Below are 21,960 nucleotides of genomic sequence, written 5' to 3'. Positions count from 1 at the left end.
ACGCACATCGAAAGGCCAGAAATGCCCATCACCGCCGTTGTCGTGCACGTGGCCGACGTGCAACGAGCCATCGACTTCTATCAGCATCACCTTCGGGCCGAGGTCATCGAGCGGAACGACTCGGGCGCTGTGCTCGACCTCGTCACCGCCAATCTGGAACTGCGCCACCTTCCGCAAGGGCGCCCGAGCATCTGGAAAGATGACGATGCAACTCGTGGGTTCCGCCATGTCGGTCTGAAAGTCGGTGACATGGACGCCGTCGTCGAATCTCTCGACGCCGATGGTGTGCCCTTCCGCTCGCGCCCCTTCGACATTCCCGACGTCGGAGTGCGCAACGCCTTCTTCTTCGACCCCGACGGAACAGTGATCGAGCTGGTCGAAAACCATCTCCACTATCACGTCGTGGTCGACGAGGAGGGCGTCGCCGATGAGCGGTTGCTGCCGACTCCCGATCGCCCACGATTCGATCACGTCGGTCACACCGTCGAAGACCTCGACGCCGCGCTCGAGCGGTACACAACGGTCGGCTTCGCCAACATAGGGCGTCTGCAGTGGCCTTCGATGCATCTCGAATTCCTGCGGTCCGGCGCCACGGTGATCGAACTGTTCAAGATTCCCCGCCCCTCCGTTGAAAACGCGCCGGTGACCGATTCCTATGGATTCGCCGGCGTCATTCTGGACAGCGCCCCCGAGGGACTCGTCTTCGTGGGCGATCTGTCTGACGGGCGCTCCCTGTTCACCGATCCGGATCACCTCGCAGTGGTGGCAGCCTCGTGAATGGAGCGGACGACAATCAGGGATCCCGTGAACTCGGCGAGATCATCGAGATCCTTCGGGCGGCTGTCGACACCATGATTCCGGCAGACGAGTGGCCGGGCGGGTGGGACGGCGGTGTGCAGCGGTTGATCGCCGAACACGGCAACGGATTTCTGAGCCGACTACGACCGCTACTGACGAAGGCTTGTGAAGCTCTCGATCTCGCGGCGATCTCGACGCACAGTGCTGGCTTTGCGGCGGTGTCCGACGAAGAGAAGAGAGAGATTCTCGATCAGGTGTCTGGGCAGCCCGAGACGACAGAAGCCGTCGAGGCCATCGCGACCTTGGCCTTCCAAGGGTTCTACGCCGGTACCAGCGCGCCCGCGGGCTGGGAGATGCTGGGTTTCAATCCCGGCCCGACAGCTGTGAGCGGTGAGAAGTACGATGAGGGCACACCGTTGAACCGCATCGCCGCCGACTACGACGTGATCATCGTGGGTGCCGGTGCGGGCGGTGGCGTGGTGGCGGCCGAGCTCGCGGACAAGGGTGCTCACGTGCTTCTCATCGAGCGTGCTCGCCCGATGCGGGCATCCGAGCTCCGCAGCAACCACCTGCAGGGCAAGCGGATGCAAGCGTACGACACGACAGCAGGTCCGGGGGCGGGGAACCCGCGCCTACTCGAATTGTCCGACGGATCGGTGATGACGCTTCCGGGCGAGGGCGACGGCGGCGAATATGGCCTGAACGCCATGACGCTAGGCGGGGGCACGCGGCTGTGGCAGGGCATGTCGTGGCGCTTCTACGAAGAGGACTTCGCGATGGCGAGCACCTACGGCAAGCCCGAGGGCAGCACCCTGGCTGACTGGCCAGTGAGCTACCGGGACCTCGCTCCGTTCTACGACCGCGTCGAGTGGGAACTCGGCGTATCGGGAGACGCAGCGAGCGACATGGCGCGACGCACACCGCGATCCCGGCCATATCCGATGCCCGCTCTCCCCGGCGACGAGGTCCGGACCATCCTCTCGGCCTCGGCGTCTACACTCGGGTGGAAGTCATCACCCGTTCCGTTCGCGATCAACAGCATCCCGCGAGCCGGCCGTCCGGCGTGCGCCGCGTGCGGTCAGTGCGTCGGCCACGCCTGCCCGGTCAACGCCAAGAACGGAACGCAGAACACCTTCATCCCGCGTGCCCTCGCAACGGGGCGATGCGACCTGCTGATGTCCGCTCAGGCGACCGCTGTCCTCCACAACGGCTGCGGCGTTGCGACAGGCGTACGAGTGGTGGTGACAACCGCAGAAGAAACGCAGGAACGCGTCATCCGAGGGCGCCAAATCGTCGTCACCGCCGGCGCGGTGGAAACGGCGCGCCTGCTGCTGGCTTCAGGCCTCGGCAACGAGTGGGTCGGACGGAACCATCACACGCACGGAATCGCGACTGCAACGGCGTTGACTGGGCCGCGCTTCGAACCCCGTCGCGGCCCGGGGCATTCCGTGGCCAGCGTCGACTGGGTACACCGCGACAGGAAGGCGTGGGGTGGTGGAGTCATCGTCGATGCTCCAGCGATGTACCCCTACACCCAGGCGGTTCTGGGCCGGACCGCGGGTCACCGATGGGGACTTGAACACAAGAGGTGGATGCGGGAGATCGGAGCACCGTTGGGGACGATGTCGATGGTTCAGGAGATCCCGGACTCCTCATCCAGAGTGAGCATCGACCCGAAAGTCGTCGACCGGAACGGTATGCCTGTCGCCCGATTGCGCGGCGACGCCCACCCCGCCACGCGAGAAGCCGTGGACTTCATGGTCGATCGCTGCGTGGAATGGCTGGAGGCCTCAAGCGGGCGGGACATCATCCGCAATGTCTTGTATACGGCTCCCCAGGGGGCGGAGCATTCCGCGGGAACGGCGCGCATGGCCGATGACCCCGCTTTGGGCGCCACCTCAGCCGAAGGCCTTCTCTACGGAACGCGAAACGTCTTCGTGGCCGACGCATCCCTCCACCCGACCAACGGCGGCTTCAACCCTGGTTTGACCGTCATGGCCAACGCGATGCGCGTCGCATCGACGATTCACTAGTCCATGGTTCCCCCGACGGGCGAACAGCATCGCCGCTTCGAGCTCCGCTTCGAAGGTCTGGGAGGGCGCGGTGCGCGGGGGTTACGCCGCTCTTCGGACTGCCCGCCATGACGATCGCGTTCGAGTACTCGGCGGCGGATCTCGCGCTGGTGGCCGAGGCCCGGCGCAGCCAGGCGCGGGCAGGCCGGGCGCTCGGCGAGTTCGATCCCGGGCAGTCGGCCGTGCTCCCTGCGGGCAGTTCGCTGCACTACACCGGCACCGTTCGTGCCGGCGCGGTCGACGACGGCACCTCCGTGTGCGATCCGGAATCGCGCGTGTGGGGCTACGATAGCCTGTTCGTAGCGGGTAACGGCGTCATTCCCACGGCCCTCTCCTGCAACTCGACCCTCACAGCGGTCGCCCTCGCACTCCGCTCCGTTCCGTTGATACTGGAACGTGTCAGCCGGCAGGCTTCGATCGCCGTAGCGCCAGAGACAGGACGTCCTCCCCAGATCTGATCTGACCGCAGCGGGCGATGAACGTTCCCGCCTTTTTGCGCAGCCCGATCAGTACTCAGACACGCGGTCGGCGCGGCCGGGTCATCTCCTCACCGTGCTCGCGTTCGAAACGTCCCGCGCCCTGCTCCAAGCGCGCAACAGTATCGATGGAGGATCGTTCGATGATGTTCCACCTGCGGTAGCGGGCTCGCTGGGTGTCGCAGAACTCGATGGGTTGGCCGGGTGGCTTGCGGCGGTGAGCGATCTGGCCGTCGCGCTCGGGAATCGTGGCAGCGATGCCGCGCTCGCACAGCCATGCCCGGTTCGCTCTCGAGGGGTGGCCCTTGTCAGCCGGCACCCGATCGGGCCGCGATTGCGGCATGCGGAGGCTCCCAAGGACGCCTACTCAGTGATGTGGGTGCGGAGTCACCCACGCAAAGCGTTCGCAGTTCTGACCAGCGCAGGCCGGTCAGAACTGCGAACTCAGCGACGGCCGCGAGACGTGGGCGCAGATGGGCTGCCTGGACAATTGTGGGTCGACATCTCCGACCCGGTCGCTAGCCTCGGATGCAGGAACAGGCAAGGACGTCGGAGCAATCGTCTACGCCGAGTTCAGCGGATTGGCTTGGATGAATACATGACCAATTCACCTGTCACCTACGGATTCGCCGCCACCTTGACTGCCAAGCCTGGCCGCGGAGACGACCTCGTCAAGCTCCTCCTCAGCGGCCTGGAGGAGGGGAACCCTGCCTCCAGCGAGTACTGCCTCGTGTACCTCGTGAGCCGATCCGCGAGCGACCCCGATGTCGCCCACGTCATTGAAGGCTGGACCACCGAAGACGACCACCATCGGATATTCGCCACCCCCGCCGCCCAGGCGATCGTCGCCGGATTCGCTGAACTCCTCGAGGGCGAGTCGGTGTACACCGACCTCATTCCCGTGGGCGGAAAGGCGGCGCTCTGATGTCGGAAGATGCAGCGCCCTCCACGGATCGGCCGGGGTTCGACCCGGAGATCGCGGCGTTCCTGGAGAACCTGCCCGCGTTCGGCGCCCTCGATGCCACAACGCTCCCCATGATCCGTCCATACTCGAGCGCACCCGTCGAACCACTTCTGGAAAGCCGCGCCGTGCGGCGTCGTGAAGAGTCGGTGCTGACCGACGACGGAACGAGGCTGCCGATCACGGTGATCAGCCCGGAGACCGGGACGGGTCTCGCGCCCGGTGTGCTGTGGTTGCACGGCGGGGGGATGGTGATGGGTGACCGCTTCTCGCAGATCGACATTCCACTCGACTGGCTGGATGAGCTCGGTGCCGTCGTCGTGACCGTCGACTACCGGCTCGCCCCCGAGGCGACCGGCACGACGCTGGTCGAAGACGGATATGCCGCCCTGATCTGGCTGGCCGATCACGCCGACGAGCTCGGTGTCGATCCCACCCGACTGATCGTGGCGGGCACGAGCGCGGGAGGCGGCGTCGCGGCGGGGGTCACGCTCCTCGCCCGGGACCGGGGCACCTCCTCGATCGCTGCCCAGGTTCTCATCTGCCCCATGCTGGATCATCGCGGGATCACCGTTTCCGCCCAGCAGTACCCGGCGCCCGGCGTCTGGTCGCGCGAGTCGAACGAGTTCGCGTGGAACGCTGTGCTCGGCGACATCGATCGCGACCGGGTGTCGCTGTACCTCTCGCCAGCCCTCGCCGACGACCTCGCGGGCCTGCCCACCACCTACATCGACGCCGGATCGGCGGAGGTGTTCCGCGACGAGGACCAGCAGTACGCGAGCCGCATCTGGGCAGCCGGCGGCCAGGCCGAACTGCACATCTGGGCTGGCGGAACCCACGGCTTCGACGCCATGCTGCCTGCCGCGGCACTCTCGCAAGCCGCCCGCGCAGCACGCACAGCGTGGCTGCGCCGCGTGTTGAACGCCGTGCCTGCCGCGAGCTGAGCTCCTACCGGTAGGAAGCCCCCGTTCGTTTCCACCCCGTGTGGCCGCGAACGGGGGCTTTTCCGTCCCATCGTGCTCGGGTCGAGCTGTCCGCACTGCGCCCGCGATTCGGAGCGACTCGACGACATCGGGTAATGGATCGACCAGCCGGCGGCTGCCACGGGTATGCGTCCAGAAGGTGGTTCCTCGGAGATCGGTGGTTTCGTGAGTCGGGCAGGTCAAGAGCTGCTAGAGCGACGGCGTGGCGTGGTCGTCGCGGTGGGCGGCTGCATCTCGCGCAGCCGCGACGGCATCGTTCACCGAGTCGGCGTCGATGGCATCCCGATACAGCTCGCCGCCCACGAAATAGCTGGGCGCCTGGATGAGGTGCATGGTTTCGCCGTCGTGGATGTCTTGGTCGACTCGTTCGGCTCCGGCAGCGCTGGCCCAGTCGATCTCGAACCGTCGGAGGTTGAGTCCGGCGGCCGCTGCGGCGCGGCGGATCTGGCGTTCGGTCTCGATCGGTGCCTCGCGGATCAGTTCGTCGCGCATCTCCCAGAAGCGGCCTTGCCGGGTGGCCGCTTCGTTGGCCAGTGCGGCGGCACGGCCCAGTGGTTGATCGAGGGGGAGGTGCCGGAACGTGTAGGCGACCTCGTGGCCGAACCGGCCCTGCATCTCACGCCGCATCTCCTCAGCACGAGCCGCGTACGGGGTGGCGTAGTTGCCGTATTCCACCACGGTGACGATGGCGGTGACGGCGTCGCCCAGAACCGGGTCGCGCGTCGGGTCGAGTGGGCGGAGCAGGCGGCCCCGGGCGGGGAAGCGGTGCCGTTCGCGGGCGCCGAGGATCATGAACGCCACGGCCCCGAGCAGTGCGGCGAGGACGGTGGCGGCCAGGACGCCGATCTGGGCGCGGCTGACGTCGACGGGGTCGTCGAAGGCGAGCTCGGTGACGAAGAGCGAGATCGTGAATCCCATCCCGGCGAGCAGGCTCACTCCGATGATGTGGGGCATCCCGATGGACGGCCCGAGCGCGCCAGGGCGGAATCGTGTCACGATCCAGGTCGCCACCGAGATCGCGACGGTCTTGCCGGCCACCAATCCGATGACGATTCCCCAGGTGAGTGGCGACGTGAAGGCGTCGGCAAGGGAGCCAAGGGTGATGCGCACCCCCGCGTTGGAGAGTGCGAAGACGGGCAGGATGAACCAGGTGACGTACGGGGTGAGCGCGTTGTAGGCACGCTCGTTGATCGAGACGGCGCGGGCCAGGGAGTTCTCAGCCGATCGTGCGGAGAGGGCCGTCGGCGTCATCTGGAACGCGCGCATCTGGTTCTGGGCTCGACGGAGATCATCGGCACGAGTGGAGAAGATGGGGAGCAGCAGGGCGATGGCGACGCCGGCGAGTGTGGCGTGCACGCCGGAGAGCAGGAAGCCGATCCAGACCACGATGGAGGGTAAGAGGTAGAGCGGGCCGCGCCACACGCCGAGGTAGCGCATCACCCCGATCACGGCGAGCCCGGCGGCGGCGAGCAGGAGGGGAAGGGGGTTGAAGTCGTCGGTATAGGCGAAGGCGATCACGCCGAGGGCTCCGACGTCGTCGGAGACGGCGAGGGTCACGACGAAGATCCGCAGCGCCGGTGGCATGCCCCGGCCGACGAGGGCGAGCATTCCGAGCACGAACGCCGTGTCGGTGGAGACGACGACGCCCCATCCGCCGACGGCGCCGGTGCCGGCCGTGATTCCGACGTAGATCAGTGCCGGCACGATCAGTCCAGCGATGGCGGCGATGATGGGCACGCTGGCGCGCCGCCAGTCCCGGAGCTCGCCGAGCTCGAGTTCGCGTCGCACCTCGAGGGTGACGTGGGCGAAGAATACGGCCATCAGCGCGTCGTTCACCCAGTGCTGTAGGTCGAGGTCGAAGGCGAAGTCGCCGAGTTCGACGCCGAGCGGCAGGTGCCAGAAGGTGTCGTAGCTCGTGCCGGGCAGGTTCGCCCAGATGAGCGCGGCGAAGGTGGCGAGGAAGAGGATCACGGCGCCTCGCAGCGCTTCGGGACTGCGCCGGAATCGGGTCAGGACGCCGAGTGGCCGAGCGGCCCGCCGTGTGGGCGGCGCCGGCCGTGTCGTCGTGGTTGTCGTCGTCATCATTCTCACGCCGTCTCGGTGGGGAGGAGGATCGCTTCGGCGAGGTTCGCGCCGCGCGGCAGACCCGCGGCGAGCGTGACGACGGCGGCGATCGTCTCAGGCTGCACGGGCGCCGCGGCCCTCCTGGCGTCGTGCTCGCTCTCGGTGTCGCTGGTGAAGCCGGGTTCGATGATGTGCACGCGAAGGCCGCGCGGTCCGTACTCGTGACGGAGCGTGCGGGCGAGTTGCTTGATCGCCGCAGACACGGCATTGAAGACCGCGAATCGCGGGGTGCTCACATCGGTGCCGACGGCGCCGATCAGCACGAGATCGGCGCGGCCACCGCCGTCGGCGCTGCGGAGGAGAGGCTCCGCGAAGGTCTGCGAGGCGTGCAGGAGTCCGCGCAGGTTGACGTCGATCATCTCACCCCAGTCGGCCGGCACGCCGTCTTCGAAGGCCGAAGCAGTGACGACACCCGACGACACCACGAGCAGGTCGACGTGCCCGAACCGGGCGATGGCCGCCTGACGGGCGTCGTCGACATCCAGTTGCGAGGTGACGTCGGCGATGGCCGTCAGGATGCAGTTGCCGCCGCCGAGCTCTCGCTGCAGTTCGTCGAGCCGATCGGCGTTCCGGCCCACCATGACCACACTCGCGCCGGCCTCGGCCAGCTCGCGGCAGATCGCGGCGCCGAGCCAGCCCGTGGCGCCGAACACGACGGCGACGCGCCCGGTGAGGATGCCGGACGCGGCACCGCGCTCGCTCATGCCCGCGCCCCGGATCGGGCGAAGGGCGCGAGACGCGTCCAGTAGAGCCGAGCGAGTCGCTCGCGGTTCTCCGGGTCACGCACCTCCGCGCTCGGGGCGACGACGCGGTCGTTCTCCAGGTAGGAACCGGACGGCACGTCGGCGGTGATCGCGTGGAGCACGCGGGCGGCGCCGACGGAGGGCGGCCCGCCGATCCGGCCCATCATCGCAGCGCTCAGCGGGGTGTCGTTGAGACCAGGGCACAGCGCGACGACCGTGACATCCGTGCCCGCCTCCTCCTCGGCCAGCAACGACGACCAGGTGACCATCGCGAGCTTGGCGCGCCCGTAGGCGGCGACCGGTGTGTAGCCCTGGGCGAGGTCGATGTCGGCGAAATCGAAGCGCTCGATGTGGTGCGCCGACGAGCCGACGTTCACGATTCGCGCGTGCGGACCGAGAGCCGGCACGAGAAGCCGGGTGAGCAGCGCGGGAGCCAGCGCGTTCACCTGGAGCGTGCGCTCGAAACCGTCGGTCGTGACGGACCGCTCGGGCGCGCCGGGCACACCGGCGTCATTGATGAGCACGTCGATCCGCGGAGCGAGAGCCCGCACCGCCTGCGCCGCGCCCACGACGTCGGCCAGGCTCGTGAAGTCGGCCGGGACGTACCGCACGTCGGCCGATCCGGTGTTCCGGATGCCGCGGAGCACAGCTGCGACCTCCGGCTCCGGTTCGGGGCCGAGCAGCACGAGGCGGTCGGCCGGGCTGGAGAGCCGGTGAGCCGTGGCTTCGCCGATGCCGCTCGTGGCGCCGGTCAGCACCACGGTGCTGAAACGGCGCTCGTCCTCGCTCACAGTGCGTAGCCCCCGGCCACCTGGATGTCCTCTCCCGTGATCCAAGCGGCGTCGTCGGAGACGAGGAAGGCGATGACCTTTCCGATGTCGGCCGGTTCGCCGATGCGGCCGAGCGCGGTCTTCGCGGCGATGCCGCCGATGATCTCCGGGTAACGGTCGAAGGCGTCATCCGCGATCCTCGTGCGGGTGGGGCCGGGGGCGATGGAGTTGACCCGGATTCGGCGCTCACCCAGTTCTTGGGCGAGGTAGCGGGAAGCGACGACCAGACCGGCCTTCATGGCGGCGTAACCCGAGTAGCCGGCCTGGGTGTCGCCCGGCCTCGCTGAGCTGCTCGAGGTGTTCACGATCGCACCGCCCTCGCGGATGATCGGGAGCAGCGACTGGGTGAGGAAGTAGGGGCCGCGGAGGAGCACCCGGTAGTACTGGTCGAACGCCTCCTCGGTCATCTCCTCGAAGCCGAGGCCGCCGCCGAAGCCGGCATTGTTGACCAGGGCCTGGATCGTGGTGGTCTGCCACTCGCTCTCGAGCGCGCGGGTCAGCTCCTCCCGGAAGGCCGGGAACGTGTCGGTCCGGCCGATGTCGAGCGGCAGGGCGATGGCCCTGCCCCCGGCGGCCCGGATGAGGGCGACCGTCTCCTCCGCACCCTCGGGGCGCGAGTTGTAGGTGGCGACGACGCCCGCTCCTCGGGCGGCGATCTCGATGGCGGCGCTGCGGCCGATTCCGGCGCTCGCTCCGGTGACGACTGCTACTGCGGTGGTGGGGGTTGGTGAGTTCATGGTTTCAGCCAACAGGCCGAGACCATCCGACAGTTAGGGCGATCCACCCCATTCCTTGCCCAATCCTGCCCACTTTGCCAGAGATCGGTGCTGTGACTCGTCGTCGCTGATTGAATCAACCCATGTCATTACAGGACTTTCGCGCCTTGGTGGAGAAGCACGCGCAGATCGGTATCGTGCCTTCGATGATCCCCGGAGTCGTCGTGTCGCGGATGGATGCCACCGGTTCACCGGACGAGTCGTCGACGGGGACCATCCTGGCGATCGTCGCCCAAGGGACGAAGCGGCTCTCTGTCGGCAGCGCGGTGCACGACTACGGGCCCGGGCAGTTCTTGATCGCGTCGGTCGATCTCCCCGTGTCCGGACAGTTCACGGATGCCACGCCGGAGAAGCCGGCATTGGGATTCGGCTTGGAACTACGGCCGGAGATCATCGCCGAGCTGATGTTGAACAGTGCGGCCAGCGAATTCCTGCGGCCGGTACGAGGCGAATCATCACCGCCCGCCATCGCAGTGGGTGACGCGTCCGAAAGACTCCTCGACGCCGCGGCACGGATGCTGCGCCTGATGGACACTCCTCGCGACATCCCCGTGCTCGCGCCGATGATCGAGCGGGAGATCCTCTGGCTGATGATGTCCGGAGAGCACGGGGCGACCGTGCGACAGCTGGGCTTGGCCGACAGCAGCCTCAGCCGTGTCCGTCACGTGGTGCGGTGGATTCGGGAGCACTTCGCCGAGTCGCTCCGTGTCGATGAACTCGCAGAATTGGCGAGGATGAGTCCGTCGGCGTTCCATCGATCCTTCCAGGCAGTGACCTCGATGAGCCCGATCCAGTACCAGAAGAGCATCCGGTTGCACGAAGCGCGACTGCAGCTCATCGCCAACCCCGGCGACATCGCGACCACCGCGTACGCAGTCGGGTATGAGAGTCCGTCGCAATTCAGCCGGGAATACCGACGAGAGTTCGGCGCGCCGCCCAGCCGCGACCTGGCGATGCTCCGAGCCTGACCGACTGTGAGCCGGGGGCGCGCCGCGAACATCTCCCTGCTGCGGCGTTGCCCGCTAGACCGTGGTGGGCGATGTCGAGGTAGGTGGTTGCGAGCGGTCAGCTCGGGGCGGCGAGCGGCAGGAGCCGATCGGCGAGCCAGTCGCTGACGATGACGTGTTTTTCGAGCGAGTGGTTGTAGATGCAGTGGTCGCCGTCGGGCCACTCTTCGAACGACTTGTCTTCGGATGCCGCGAGATCGAACAAGAGTCGGGCGTTCTCGATGAGGAACACCTGATCGGGGGTGCCGTGGAGTACCAGGAGGGGGCAGGTCAAGGACTGGAGGTCGGTGGGCGAGAGGTGGAACTGCTCCATTGCCTTTCGGGCGTCGTCGGGGTCGTCGATGCCGAGGAGGGCTGGATCTTGGACGTGAAGCGGGGGTACCGGTCGAGGATCTCCGACGGCCGGATGGTGCCGCCGTTGACGACGCAGGCGGCGATTCGTGGGTCTCGGGTGGCGGCGAGAGCGGCGAGGAACCCGCCCATGCTGTTGCCCCAGATTCCGACGACGGACGACAGGCGGTCGTCGGCGCGGATGAAGTCGATCATCGCGCCGTAGGCGTCAGTCACGTCGGCACCCATGTGAAGGCTCTGAAACAGGCGCGTCTCTCCTTGGCCGGGGCCGTCCATGAGCAGCACCGCAATGCCGCGAGCGACGAGATAGGTTGCCCCGACGTGGTATTCCTCACGCCAGCCGTCGAAGCCGCCCATCACGATCACCGTCGGTGGTTGCTCCACACCGGCTGGGCGCAGCAGCCATCCGACCACGGCAGCGCCGCTCCACGGGATCTCGACGTGCTCGATCGGCGGGTCGTCGAGCTCGCCAGCCGGGCCGTTGGAGGCGATCAGCTTCCGGTAGAGCTCGATCTTTCGTGGGTCACGGTCGGGTAGCGGCACTGGGGCGACCCGGAAGCATGCGGCGGCGGCGCGGAACCACGCCGCCGCCGTGGCCCGGTGACCGGCCTGGAGAGCGACTGTGCCTCGCTCGACATTTCGGTCACCGAGCTGTCCACCGGCATCGGACCAGTAGATTCCGTCATCGACGAGCCGGTACAGATCCACCACGTCTGCGTAGTCCATGCCGTTTCCGGCGAGGCGTTGCAGGGGCATCGCCCTCTTGTGGGCCTCGGCTTCGGCTTTCCAGGGCGGAGTGGTGGTGTCCGTGCTCATCGATGCTCCAGTCTCAGGCGGGGATCGTGACGCCGAGGGCCGTGCTCAGCGATTCCACGAGAGCGTGGACGTCGCCGGGGTTCTCGGCCGATCCGAACAGGTAGTAGTCGGGGCGGGTCAGCACCGCGGCGCGCCCGAGGCGCTCGAACCATGCGGCGTAGGTGCCGTCGGTGTCGGTGAAGGGTGCGTCGGAGCCGGGGGCGCCGATCAGGATGATCGGGGCTCCGATCTGGTCGAGGAAGGCCCGGTCGGTGTCGGTGAGGGCGTCGATCACGGCGGGGTCCATCGTGATCACCTGGAAGCCCGCTCCTGCCACGGAGTCGAGCAGACCCTGTGTGGTGGAGGACGCGATCTGCCCCTGAACGGCTGGAAGGCCGGCGGTGGGGTCTCCCGGGTTCGAGAACGCGGTCGGGCCCGGGGGGACGGATGCCGGAGGCAGCAGAGACGGGTTCTGTTGAACGGCGAAAAGGAAGGTGTCGCGCTCGGCAGCGGCCTCCTGATCCATGATGATGCAGGGAAGACCGATCTCACGGGAGTGGTCGATCCATCCCTGCATGTTCGGTTTCCGATCTCCCTCATAGCTGTCGAGCACGGCGTCCGAGGCGATGCCGCGGAGCACCACGTTGTCGAGGCCGCGTCGCGAAGACCGTTGCACATGCCCTCCCCGGCGAACGGCCAGAGCACGTGAGCCGCGTCGCCGATGAGGAAGACGCGGTCACGGCGCCATTCCTCGGTCATCGACTCGCGGAACCGGTACAGGCAGCCGGGGCGCTCGGGGTCGGCGAACTGGCCGTTGTCGAACTCGAACTCGAGGTCGTCGTGGAGTTGCAGGGTGTCGACGACGAGCTGGTTCGGGCCGACGTTGCCTTCCACGGCTTTGATCCCCAGCGACTCGCGGACAGAACTGTTCGCGCCGTCGGCACCGAGAAGGTACTTGGCGCGCACCGGGAACTCTTCGCCGGTCTGCCGGTTCTTCACTGTGGCTGTGACACCGGAACCGTCCTGCTCGAAGCTGATCAGCTCGTGGCTGAAGTGCACCGACACGTTGCCGGTGGCTTCGACCTGGCGGTTGAGGGCGAGCTCGAGGTTGTTCTGGTAGAAGATCCAGTGCGACCGGTAGCCGTGGGGGGCCGATGACCGACCAGTCCATGCTCATCAGGAGGTCGCCGCCGAATGCCTTGTTGCGCATGTCGTACAGTTCCCACTCGACGGCGTCTTCGCGGAACTCCTCGCCGGCGCCCACACGATCGAACAGCCGACACGGCCGCCCTCGACGGCCGCAGCTGGGCGTATTGCTACGACATCATGGATGCGCCGTGGTCACCCGCCCGACTCATCGAGCGCGCCGGCACGAAAGAGGTCCCTGTCGTGCGGACGGACAGTTTTCTCCAGCTGTTCTCCGTCGTCGAGAGCGCGGGGCTGACCGCCCTGGTCCCCGCCCGGCTGGCGGCGAAACGATGCGAAGGGAGCGGCACCCGATGGGTGCCGGCATCGGATCAGACCGCGCCGCCGTTCACCATCTCCGACGCATGGAGTCCTATCTATACACTCGACCCCGCTCACAGGTGGCTCCGCGACCTGCTCAGGGAAGTCGTCGCAGAAGGGGCTGGCCACTGTCGACACCACTCAGACCAGCGACACCGGACGGGCCGCATAGTAGGACGGCCGAGGTCGGCCCGCACACTGCTCAGAACGCGGCGGTCGGCGCCCTGCCGCTGTTCACGGTCGCGCGAATCGCTCTGGCCGCCGCCCTACGTCGTGGCCGGGCGTGCGCCCGGCCTGACCATGGCGGTGCTGTCGGGGGTCGTGAACCCGAATCCTCGGTACAAGCCATGGGCGTCGCCCGTGAAGAGCGTCCATCTGAATGCCGCACCCGAACCGTCCTCGATCATGGTCCGGACGAGGAGTTTCCCGAGATGCTCGGGGCTCACCAGGGAAGGCGACCGTCCTCATCCTGGAAGGTTCCGCTCGGCGCCCCGGGGTCGAGGGTCGCGAAGCGGGCCACGACCAGGGCGCTGTCACGGGGTGATCGCCCGCCCTCGAATGCTGCGGTCATGTCGGTGTCGGTATATCCGGGCTCGAGCGCGGTGAAGATGATGTCAGGATTCGCCTTCGCGTATTGGAGCGTCAGCATGGTCGCGGCGGCCTTCGACGCGGCGTAGAGCGCGTTCGTCAATTGTGATTCCACCCGGTCGGGATTCGTCACGGCCCAGAACGAGCCGGCGCTGCTGGAGATCGTGACGACATTCGGGTTGGCCGCCTTGCGCAGCAGCGGAAGAGCCGCCTCCATGACACGCACGATTCCCACGGCGTTGGTGTCGAATGCCCGGAGCGCCGTCGGTCCGTCCATGCCGATCTCCTGGATCCCCGCGTTGTTGACGACGACGTCGAGATGGCCCTCGCTCGCGTCGATCTCGGCGAGCGCCGCTGCCACGGACCTGTCGTCGGTGACGTCGAGGTGCACGGAGCGGGCGCCGATCGACGCGGCCGCCTCGCGGCCCCGCTCGGCATCTCGGGCTCCGATGTAGACCGTGTGGCCGAGGCTCGTGAGGTGCTCCGCGGTGGCGAATCCGATTCCCTTGTTCGCTCCGGTGATCAGGGTGATGGTCATGAAAGTCCTCTCGGGTGGTGGGGGCCCAGCTCGGGCCGTTCGAAAGGCTAGGCGTCTCGCTCTCGCTCAGCGAGGGCTCCGGCCGGCCTGGGGTGTGAGAGGACCCCCTCTGGCTCGCGCGCGCGGACGTAGGCTGAGGCGGTGAACGACACGACGAATGCTCTGGGCTCCTTTCTGCGCGCCCGGCGTGAGTTGGTCACGCCACAGCGGGCGGGCATCCCCGACGGTGGGGTGCGCCGCGTGCCCGGGCTCCGGCGCGAAGAGGTGGCGATGCTCGCCGGAGTGAGTGCCGACTACTACATGCGACTGGAACGAGGGCGTGATCGGTACCCGTCGGCGCAGGTGCTCGAGTCGATCGCCCGCGTCCTGCAGCTCGACGACGAGCACACCGCCTATCTCCTCACCTTGGTCGGCGAGCTGCCGCGGCAGCGTAGACGGAGGCCTCGCACAGAGGTGCCGCCGGAGGGTGCCCTGAAGTTGCTGGACTCTCTGGTTCAGCCGGCCTTCATCGAGGGACGGTATTTCGACGTGCTGGCGTCCAACAGCCTGGCGCGAGCCCTGTCGCCGAACCTCGCCGTCGGGAGGAACCAGTTGCGCGACCTGTTCCTGAGCCGCGACGTGCAGTCCCTCTATCCGGATTGGGAGGACGTCACCGAGTGCTTCATCGCGAGCCTGCGTCAAGCCGTCGGCAACGACATCGACGACCCGCGATTCATCGAGCTCACCGGCGAGCTGTCCCTGGCGAGCCCGCGCTTCAGCCAGCTGTGGGCGCGGCACGAGGTGCGGGGGCAGAGCGGAACGATCTTCCGCATCGACCACCCGCAGCTCGGTGAGGTGGTGGTCAACCGCGAACGTCTGGCCATCGGCGGGGCGGACGGGCAGATGCTGGTGATCTACCATCCCGACGCCGGGTCGGAGAACGCGGAGAAGCTGGCGCTCCTGGCGTCGATCGACCTCCCCGTTCAGGCGCGTGAGGGGCATCTCTGACCTGACGGGGCCCGGTCACCGCACGCGGTCGGCAAACGCTCGCAGCAGGATGTCGGCGAGGCGTTGCGGAGCCTCCTGCGCGACGTAGTGACCAATGCCCTCGAGCCGCAGGGCGGGCACGCTTTGAGATGTCACGGCGCTGAACGACGAGTGCGTGAAGTCGCCGCCACGAGAGCCGACGGCCACCACGGGTACGGTCAGCGTCGTGTTCGCGAGAGCGCGCAACTCGTCGCCCTCGGTGAGCATGCTGCGGTAGAGACCGGCCGCGCCCGAGAATCCGCCGGGCCTCCCGTACGTGCGCGCGAGTTCGGAAACGTCTTCGGCATCGACGGCCATGCCGTACAGCGGATAGAGGTACTCGCCGATGAACGCGTGAGCCTTGCTCTCGAACAGCAGGCCGGCGACGTCGGGGGCCGCAAGCGCGCCGATGTACCAGGCGCCGCCGTGGGCGACGTCGGCGAGACGCTCTGCGCCGAATCCAGCCAGGCCGGATTCGATGGCCGTGAGGCTGAGGACGTCTTCGGCATGCAGGCGGCCCAGTCGGTAGACGAGGCCGCCACTGAGGTCCTGGCCCACGACGTGCATCGGTCCGATGGACAGTTCCTCGATGAGCGCGTGCAGGTCGTCGGCGGCGATCGCGCTCGAGAAGTTCTCGTCGGCGATGGCGGAGTCGCCGAAGCCACGAAGGTCGACGGCGTAGACGCGGTGGTGCTCGGCGAGAAGGGGGATGAGCGTGCGGAAAGCGGTCCAGGTCTCGGGGAAACCGTGAACGAGAAGCACCGGGCTGCCCGACTCTCCGGCGGTGACGTAGTGCAGGACCGTGTCGTTCACCTCGGCGGTCTCGTGCCGCAAGGCGATGGTGGTGGTCGTGTCCGGGTTCATGGTGTCTCCTTGCAACTCGATGGACAACCAGGTTGACACATTGCTGACTCAATAGACAACTTAATTGTCGAATTGCTAGCATTCATCCATGTCTCGAAACGGTGCCGACCTCGCGTTGCTTCTGCTCGGCGGCTTCCGATTCATGGCCGACGAAGCGACCGTGCGACTCGCCGCGCGCGGGCATCCCGGGGTGCGGCCCGCCCATGACTTCGCGCTGCGGGCCATTGCCGACGGCGCCGGATCGGTTTCCGAGGTGGGGCGCCGTACATCGGTGTCAAAGCAGGCGGCGGCGAAGACCGTCGCGTTTCTGGAGGAGGGTGGCTACGTTCGGCGCGCCCCCGATGAACGCGACCGGCGCCGCTCGCATCTCGCTGTGACCGACCGCGGGAATTCGCTGATGAGCGAGGGGGAGGCTGTGTTCGACGAGCTGCGGGCGCAGTGGGAATCACTCGTCGGCCGCGACCGGGTCGCAGACGTTCAGACCGCCCTGCAGCGCCTTCTCGAGTAGCCGGCCGGCGAGCGCGCCTGATCGGCGAGTCTTCCAGGTCGTCGAGAACGTCATCCCGCGTTGCGGGATCACTCGAGCAGCACCTCGATGGCGACCTTCATGCGCTCCAGGTATGCGGCACGATCATCGGCTTGATGTTTGATCCCGATCGAGGCGCTGATCATGGTTTGCGTGATCGCGGCGGCCGCCTCCCGCTCCGATCGGCCGGCTCTCGCCGCGATGGACGAGAACACGAGGTCGGCGAACCGCCGGGGAGCGGTGTCGACCACGTCGCCGAGAAGGGCCGGGTTGTCGTCGATGACCCGGGTGATGTCCTGGGCCAGAGGCCCCACGTAGCGACCGGCCCAGCAGTCGAAAGACGCCAGCAATCGCTCCGGGAGCGCCCGATCCTTCGCGCCCAGAATGCGTTCCACCTCGTTGAGGTCTTCCTCGAGCGACTGCGTCACGGCATCTCGGAACAGCTCTTCTTTCGAGGCGAAGAGGAAGTAGAGACCCGGCCGCGAGATGTGCGCCGCCTTCGCGATCTGTTCCATGGAGGTCTTGTGATACCCGAACCGCGCGAAGGTGATGAGCGCAGAAGCCATGACGGCACGACGGCGATCGGTGGCGAGTGGAGTCGTCGCGGCGACCGCGGCCGGAGTAGGCATAGTCTTACTATACATCTTCTATATATTCTGTATAGTGACCGGAATGACTCCTTCGGAACTCATCACCACCTCCTTCACGCCCGACAGCACCGCCGACGACGTTCTGCGCGGCGTCGATCTTTTGAGTGTCACGGCGATCGTCACCGGTGCCTCCTCTGGACTGGGGGTCGAGACCGCACGCGCGCTGACTTCGGCCGGAGCTGCCGTCACGCTCGCCGTTCGAAATACGGTCGCGGGGAATGCGGTCGCCGACCAGATCCTCCGATCGACCGGAGCCATCCGACCCGAGGTCAGGCGACTCGACCTCGCCGACCAGAGGTCGGTCGCCGACTTCGCCGCGTCGTGGGAGGGCCCGCTGCACCTCCTCATCAACAACGCCGGCATTGTCACCAGTGACCTCCAGCGCACCGTCGAAGGGTGGGAGCTACAACTCGCGACCAACCACCTCGGGCATTTCGCCCTCGCGCTGGGGCTGCACGGCGCATTGCGGATGGGCGCTGCGGAGCGCGACGGAGCCAGGATCGTCGCGCTCAGCTCGACCGCTCACATGCGGGCCGGAATCGACTTCGACGACCTGCAGTTCGAGCGTCGGGCGTACGACCCGCAAATCGCCTATGCCCAATCGAAAACCGCCAACTCGCTCTTCGCCGTCGACGCGACACGGCGCTGGGCATCCGACGGCATCGTGGTCAACACGGCCAATCCCGGCGGCGTCGCCACCGGCTTGCAGCGCAACTTCTCCGCACGGCAGAAGGAGTCCCTCGACGCCGCGGAGGCATCCGGGCTCTTCGCGTACAAGACCGTCGAGCAGGGTGCCGCGACCACGATGGTGGCGGCCGTGGCTCCTGAGTTCGCGCACACCGGCGGCCACTATCTCGATGAGTCCCGCGAGGCGTACACGGTGCCGAACGATGCGCTCCTTGCCGATCACCCGCACGGGGTCAAGGAGTGGGCCCTCGACCCTGCGATGGCGGAACGGCTATGGGAGGTCTCGGCCGCACTCGTGCGGCGGTGATCCCGTGGAAGGCTGCCGCCTGGCCACTAGGCTGCGCACGTGACATCGATTCGAGTGCAGAGGAGCGACCGTGCCGTCCCACCCAGCGCCCCGATTCGACACCAGTGAGCTTCGGGCTCCGGCCGGTGTGATCGATGGTCGGTTCTTCGAGGTGGGCACACTGCCGGGAGGAACACGATGACCACCACCACGCGCGACACCCTGCTCACGGAGGCCGACCTCGAGCGTCGGGCGGGTCTCCGGCGCATGAAGACGCTCGCGACGGCCCTTCTGGTGCTCTCGGCGGTCGTGTTCGCGGTGGCTTTCGCGCTCGAGGACGCGTACGCGTGGCTGGGGTTCGTGCGGTCGGCGGCCGAGGGGGCGATGGTGGGTGCGCTCGCGGACTGGTTCGCGGTGACCGCGCTGTTCCGGCATCCGCTCGGTCTGCGCATTCCGCACACGGCGATCATCCCGAACCGCAAAGACGAGATCGGGGTGAGCCTCGGCGAGTTCGTGGAGCAGAACTTCCTCTCCGACGAGGTGGTGCGGAGCAAGCTGGCCACCTTCAGCGTGGCCGACCGGCTGGGTGCGTGGCTCGCCGACCCGGTGAATGCCGAGCGGGCGAGCGCCGAGGGCGCTGTGATGGCGCAGGGTGTGCTGCGCTTCCTTAGTGACGGCGATGTCGAGAGCCTGATCGAGAGGCTTGCCCGGGAGTATCTGTTCGACCGGGAGTGGGCGCCCACGATCGGCCGGGTGGGGTCGGAGCTCGTCGTCGCCGACCACCAGCGCGCGGTCGTCGACGCCCTCGTCGATGCGGCGGAGACCTGGCTCAGCGAGCATCCGGATGCGCTCGGCGAGGTCGTCTCCACCCGTCTGCCGCGCTGGGTTCCCGGGTTCGTCGGCGGCCTCGCCGACGAGCGTGCCCATCGTGAGGTGATCGGGCTGCTGCGCTCGGTGCGCGACGATCCGGAGCATCCGCTGCGCGTGGCGATCGACGGCTACCTCGTCGATCTCACTGATCGGCTGCAGCACGACCCTGCGATGGCGCAACGGGTCGAGGAGATCAAGACCGAGTTCCTGCAGAGTCCGCGGCTGCGCTCCTTCGCCGGCCAGTTGTGGGAAACGGTGAAGACGACGCTCTCCGATTCGCTGGCCGACCCCGCGAGCGAGTTGCGGTCGGCCGCGACATCCGCCCTGGTCGATGTCGGCGTGCGGCTCTCGAACGATCGCACGCTCTCGGCCAAGATCGACGCCTGGATCGCCGACGCGGCGGGCTATGCGGTGCAGAAGTACCGCCACGATCTCGCCTCGGTCATCAGCGACACGGTGCAGCGCTGGGATGCCCGCGAGACCACGCAGAAGATCGAGCTGCAGGTGGGCCGCGATCTGCAGTTCATCCGCATCAACGGCACGGTGGTCGGCGCGATCGCGGGCGTCGGGATCTACGCGATCGCCACGGGCGTGCACGCTCTGTTCGTCTGATCCCTTCCGCCCCGCTCGGCGATGGTCAGAGGGTCCGGATGCCGGCGAGGAAGATGTCGACGCCGGCGAGAAACTGCGCACGATCGTCGTGCGCGCCCAGGCGTGCTGCTTCGTCGCGCACCATCGGATATTCGGCCGGGTCCAGTTGTTCCCATTCGGTGGCGAGAGTCGCCAGGGCGGCTGAACGATCGGCCGCGCGGGGCGCTTGGCCCGGGCCTGCGGCGTGCTGTGCCGCCGAGCCGAGGACATAGTTGACCAGCGCGGCGCCGGCGTCGGAACGGGCGGCTCCTGTGATGCCGAGAGCGTTGAGCTGACCGCCGATGCCCTCCCAGATGTGCAATACAGCCGGCTGCCGCGGGTCACGGGACAATTGGGCTCCCACCCACGGATGCGCGTCGATCGAGTCGAAGATCCCCAGCGCGATGGCGCGGATCGTCTCTTCGGGCTCGCCGTCGGTCGTGGCATCGCTCATCACAGGAGCGATGACGGCGTCGGCCGCCGCCGCGAGCAGATCGTTCTTGTTGGCGACGTGGTGGTAGATCGCCCCGACTCCGGTGGAGAGGCGAACCGTCAGAGCACGGAAGACCTGGCCGCGGTCGCCATCGGTGTCCAGGACGTCGATCGCGGCCTCGACGATGCGCTCCTTCGAGAGCGCGTCGCGCCGCCGTGTCGTTCGCCGCTCCACTGTCATGTCACCATCTTGACACTATTGGAATCATATTCCAAGATGAGTTTGGAATCGGATTCCAAAATTGGAAAGGAACTCTCATGACGAACTCCATCAGCATCATCGGGGCGGGACTCGGCGGCCTTGCCCTCGCACGCGTCCTTCACCTCCACGGCATCGCCTCGACCGTCTACGAGCTGGACTCGGCGCCCGAGGTGCGCACCCAGGGCGGCCAGCTCGATCTGCACGAACACAACGGCCAGCTCGCGCTGGCAAAGGCGGGCCTCACCGCGGAATTCCGCGCCATCATCCACGAGGGCGGGGCGGCGCAGCGGGTGATCGGCCACGACGGAACCGTCCTGGCCGATGTGGCCGACGACGGCGAAGGGCCGCGTCCCGAAACGTTGCGCGGTGACCTGCGCCGCATCCTGCTCGACTCCCTTCCGGCCGGCTCCGTGCAGTGGGGGAGAAGGCTCCTCGCTGCGACCCCCCTCGCCGATGGACGGCACGAACTCGCCTTCGCCGACGGGTCGAGCGCGGTCACCGACCTGCTGGTGGGCGCGGACGGCGTATGGTCGAAGGTGCGCCCACTGCTCTCCGATGCGACGCCCACGTACTCCGGGATGGCCTACATCGACACCCTCCTGACCGACGTCGACGAGCGTCATTCAGAAGTCGCGGCAGCCGTCGGCGACGGGGCGATGTATGCGCTTGTGCCCGGCCAGGGTTTCCTGGCCCATCGCGAGGCCGGTGACGTCATCCACAGCTACGTCGTGCTGCATCGCCCCATCGACTGGTTCGAGGACATCGATTTCGCGGATGCCGCCGGTGCGAAAGCCCGCGTAGCCGCCGAGTTCGATGGTTGGGCGCCGACGCTTACCGCGTTGCTCACCGAAGCCGACGCCGCGCCGGTCCTTCGCGCGATCTACGAACTGCCCGATCGGCACCGCTGGGAGCGCGTCCCCGGCGTGACGCTCGTCGGCGACGCCGCCCATGTCACCGTCCCCGGTGGTGAAGGCGCGAACACCGCCCTGCTCGACGGAGCCGAGCTGGGCGAGGCCATCGCCACGCATCCCGACGACCTCGAAACCGCGCTCGCCGAATACGAGGCTGTCATGTTCGAGCGCAGTGAGGCCGAAGCGGTCGCCGCACACGAATCCGTCGAGCTGATCTTCGGAGCCGACGCACCCCACGGGCTCCTCGCGTTGTTCGGCGGCGACGCTGCGCCGACTGCCGGTTGACGGG

Annotated in this window: 22 protein-coding genes and 1 pseudogene; 11 read left to right on the top strand and 12 right to left on the bottom strand. The window is 67.5% G+C overall.

Annotated features, from left to right (window positions below; all coding sequences use genetic code 11):
• The first annotated feature begins 21 nt into the window (after window positions 1-21).
• The 5 genes from BLW00_RS04280 (at window position 22) to BLW00_RS04255 (ending at window position 5,251) form a co-directional block, all read left to right on the top strand.
• A complete protein-coding gene (locus BLW00_RS04280) occupies window positions 22-777 on the top strand; it encodes a VOC family protein (protein WP_092549638.1) in 756 nt (251 codons plus the stop codon).
• Window positions 774-2,831, top strand: coding sequence for a GMC family oxidoreductase N-terminal domain-containing protein (locus BLW00_RS04275; RefSeq protein WP_092549634.1), 2,058 nt, complete (start codon window positions 774-776; stop codon window positions 2,829-2,831). The genes BLW00_RS04280 and BLW00_RS04275 overlap by 4 nt, the downstream gene beginning before the upstream one ends.
• Window positions 2,747-3,328 (top strand): GMC oxidoreductase, encoded by a 582-nt coding sequence (locus BLW00_RS04270; RefSeq protein WP_407650957.1) that lies wholly within the window; start codon window positions 2,747-2,749, stop codon window positions 3,326-3,328. Before BLW00_RS04275 ends, BLW00_RS04270 begins: the two co-directional genes overlap by 85 nt.
• 616 nt (window positions 3,329-3,944) lie before the next feature.
• Window positions 3,945-4,271 carry a putative quinol monooxygenase gene (locus BLW00_RS04260; RefSeq protein WP_092549625.1) on the top strand — a complete coding sequence of 109 codons (327 nt, stop codon included), beginning with the start codon at window positions 3,945-3,947 and terminating at the stop codon, window positions 4,269-4,271.
• Entirely contained in the window at window positions 4,271-5,251 is a 981-nt protein-coding gene (locus tag BLW00_RS04255) for an alpha/beta hydrolase (protein ID WP_092549622.1), read from the top strand. The genes BLW00_RS04260 and BLW00_RS04255 overlap by 1 nt, the downstream gene beginning before the upstream one ends.
• Window positions 5,252-5,479: 228 nt before the next feature.
• On the opposite strand, the gene nhaA is transcribed toward BLW00_RS04255, so the two are convergent.
• The 4 genes from nhaA to BLW00_RS04235 are packed head-to-tail and all read right to left on the bottom strand — an operon-like array spanning window position 5,480 to window position 9,724.
• The gene (gene nhaA, locus BLW00_RS04250; protein WP_175494120.1) at window positions 5,480-7,372 is read right to left on the bottom strand and encodes a Na+/H+ antiporter NhaA; all 1,893 of its coding nucleotides are present in this window, start codon (window positions 7,370-7,372) and stop codon (window positions 5,480-5,482) included.
• Between the two features lie 5 nt (window positions 7,373-7,377).
• On the bottom strand, window positions 7,378-8,118 hold the full coding sequence (locus BLW00_RS04245) for an SDR family oxidoreductase (protein WP_092549616.1): 741 nt from the start codon (window positions 8,116-8,118) through the stop codon (window positions 7,378-7,380).
• On the bottom strand, window positions 8,115-8,948 hold the full coding sequence (locus BLW00_RS04240; RefSeq protein ID WP_092549613.1) for an SDR family NAD(P)-dependent oxidoreductase: 834 nt from the start codon (window positions 8,946-8,948) through the stop codon (window positions 8,115-8,117). The genes BLW00_RS04245 and BLW00_RS04240 overlap by 4 nt, the downstream gene beginning before the upstream one ends.
• Entirely contained in the window at window positions 8,945-9,724 is a 780-nt protein-coding gene (locus BLW00_RS04235; RefSeq protein WP_092549610.1) for an SDR family NAD(P)-dependent oxidoreductase, read from the bottom strand. The genes BLW00_RS04240 and BLW00_RS04235 overlap by 4 nt, the downstream gene beginning before the upstream one ends.
• Window positions 9,725-9,846: 122 nt before the next feature.
• On the opposite strand from BLW00_RS04235, the gene BLW00_RS04230 reads away from it, so the two are divergent.
• Window positions 9,847-10,731, top strand: a complete 885-nt coding sequence (locus BLW00_RS04230; protein ID WP_092549607.1) for an AraC family transcriptional regulator — start codon at window positions 9,847-9,849, stop codon at window positions 10,729-10,731.
• Window positions 10,732-10,828: 97 nt separating this feature from the next.
• Here the strand turns inward: BLW00_RS04230 and BLW00_RS04225 are convergent, their stop codons facing one another.
• The 5 genes and pseudogenes from BLW00_RS04225 to BLW00_RS04200 all read right to left on the bottom strand — a co-directional run bounded on the left by BLW00_RS04225 (window position 10,829) and on the right by BLW00_RS04200 (window position 14,548).
• On the bottom strand, window positions 10,829-11,044 hold the full coding sequence (locus BLW00_RS04225) for an alpha/beta hydrolase family protein (RefSeq protein ID WP_139256618.1): 216 nt from the start codon (window positions 11,042-11,044) through the stop codon (window positions 10,829-10,831).
• Complete coding sequence (locus BLW00_RS04220) at window positions 11,041-11,937, bottom strand: alpha/beta hydrolase family protein (protein ID WP_092549603.1); 897 nt, start codon at window positions 11,935-11,937, stop codon at window positions 11,041-11,043. The genes BLW00_RS04225 and BLW00_RS04220 overlap by 4 nt, the downstream gene beginning before the upstream one ends.
• 13 nt (window positions 11,938-11,950) lie before the next feature.
• On the bottom strand, window positions 11,951-12,592 hold the full coding sequence (locus BLW00_RS23945) for a hypothetical protein (protein ID WP_175494062.1): 642 nt from the start codon (window positions 12,590-12,592) through the stop codon (window positions 11,951-11,953).
• A 20-nt stretch (window positions 12,593-12,612) separates the two neighbouring features.
• A pseudogene (locus BLW00_RS24365) lies at window positions 12,613-13,041 on the bottom strand (FAD-dependent monooxygenase); the annotation flags it as partial.
• A gap of 823 nt (window positions 13,042-13,864) precedes the next feature.
• The gene (locus BLW00_RS04200; protein WP_092549594.1) at window positions 13,865-14,548 is read right to left on the bottom strand and encodes an SDR family NAD(P)-dependent oxidoreductase; all 684 of its coding nucleotides are present in this window, start codon (window positions 14,546-14,548) and stop codon (window positions 13,865-13,867) included.
• 141 nt (window positions 14,549-14,689) lie between these two features.
• Here BLW00_RS04200 and BLW00_RS04195 point away from each other — a divergent pair, with 141 nt between their 5' ends.
• Window positions 14,690-15,535, top strand: a complete 846-nt coding sequence (locus BLW00_RS04195) for a helix-turn-helix domain-containing protein (protein ID WP_092549591.1) — start codon at window positions 14,690-14,692, stop codon at window positions 15,533-15,535.
• Between the two features lie 15 nt (window positions 15,536-15,550).
• On the opposite strand, the gene BLW00_RS04190 is transcribed toward BLW00_RS04195, so the two are convergent.
• Entirely contained in the window at window positions 15,551-16,417 is an 867-nt protein-coding gene (locus tag BLW00_RS04190; protein WP_092549589.1) for an alpha/beta fold hydrolase, read from the bottom strand.
• An 88-nt stretch (window positions 16,418-16,505) separates the two neighbouring features.
• On the opposite strand from BLW00_RS04190, the gene BLW00_RS04185 reads away from it, so the two are divergent.
• Window positions 16,506-16,925 (top strand): MarR family winged helix-turn-helix transcriptional regulator, encoded by a 420-nt coding sequence (locus tag BLW00_RS04185; RefSeq protein ID WP_092549586.1) that lies wholly within the window; start codon window positions 16,506-16,508, stop codon window positions 16,923-16,925.
• 68 nt (window positions 16,926-16,993) lie between these two features.
• On the opposite strand, the gene BLW00_RS04180 is transcribed toward BLW00_RS04185, so the two are convergent.
• Window positions 16,994-17,572 carry a TetR/AcrR family transcriptional regulator gene (locus BLW00_RS04180; RefSeq protein ID WP_092549583.1) on the bottom strand — a complete coding sequence of 193 codons (579 nt, stop codon included), beginning with the start codon at window positions 17,570-17,572 and terminating at the stop codon, window positions 16,994-16,996.
• Window positions 17,573-17,615: 43 nt separating this feature from the next.
• Here BLW00_RS04180 and BLW00_RS04175 point away from each other — a divergent pair, with 43 nt between their 5' ends.
• A complete protein-coding gene (locus tag BLW00_RS04175; protein ID WP_092549579.1) occupies window positions 17,616-18,587 on the top strand; it encodes an SDR family NAD(P)-dependent oxidoreductase in 972 nt (323 codons plus the stop codon).
• A 177-nt stretch (window positions 18,588-18,764) separates the two neighbouring features.
• Entirely contained in the window at window positions 18,765-20,048 is a 1,284-nt protein-coding gene (locus BLW00_RS04170) for a DUF445 domain-containing protein (RefSeq protein WP_092549576.1), read from the top strand.
• Window positions 20,049-20,073: 25 nt separating this feature from the next.
• Here the strand turns inward: BLW00_RS04170 and BLW00_RS04165 are convergent, their stop codons facing one another.
• Entirely contained in the window at window positions 20,074-20,739 is a 666-nt protein-coding gene (locus tag BLW00_RS04165) for a TetR/AcrR family transcriptional regulator (RefSeq protein WP_092549573.1), read from the bottom strand.
• 77 nt (window positions 20,740-20,816) lie between these two features.
• Between BLW00_RS04165 and BLW00_RS04160 the strand changes: the two genes are divergently transcribed.
• Window positions 20,817-21,956 carry an FAD-dependent oxidoreductase gene (locus BLW00_RS04160; protein ID WP_092549571.1) on the top strand — a complete coding sequence of 380 codons (1,140 nt, stop codon included), beginning with the start codon at window positions 20,817-20,819 and terminating at the stop codon, window positions 21,954-21,956.
• Window positions 21,957-21,960 lie beyond the last annotated feature (4 nt).

Origin of the sequence: Herbiconiux ginsengi, from assembly GCF_900107435.1 — a bacterium.
In the GTDB taxonomy this organism is placed as follows: Bacteria; Actinomycetota; Actinomycetes; order Actinomycetales; family Microbacteriaceae; genus Herbiconiux; species Herbiconiux ginsengi.
Note: the sequence above shows the minus strand (reverse complement) of the source record. Positions and strands in the feature narration are given on the sequence as shown.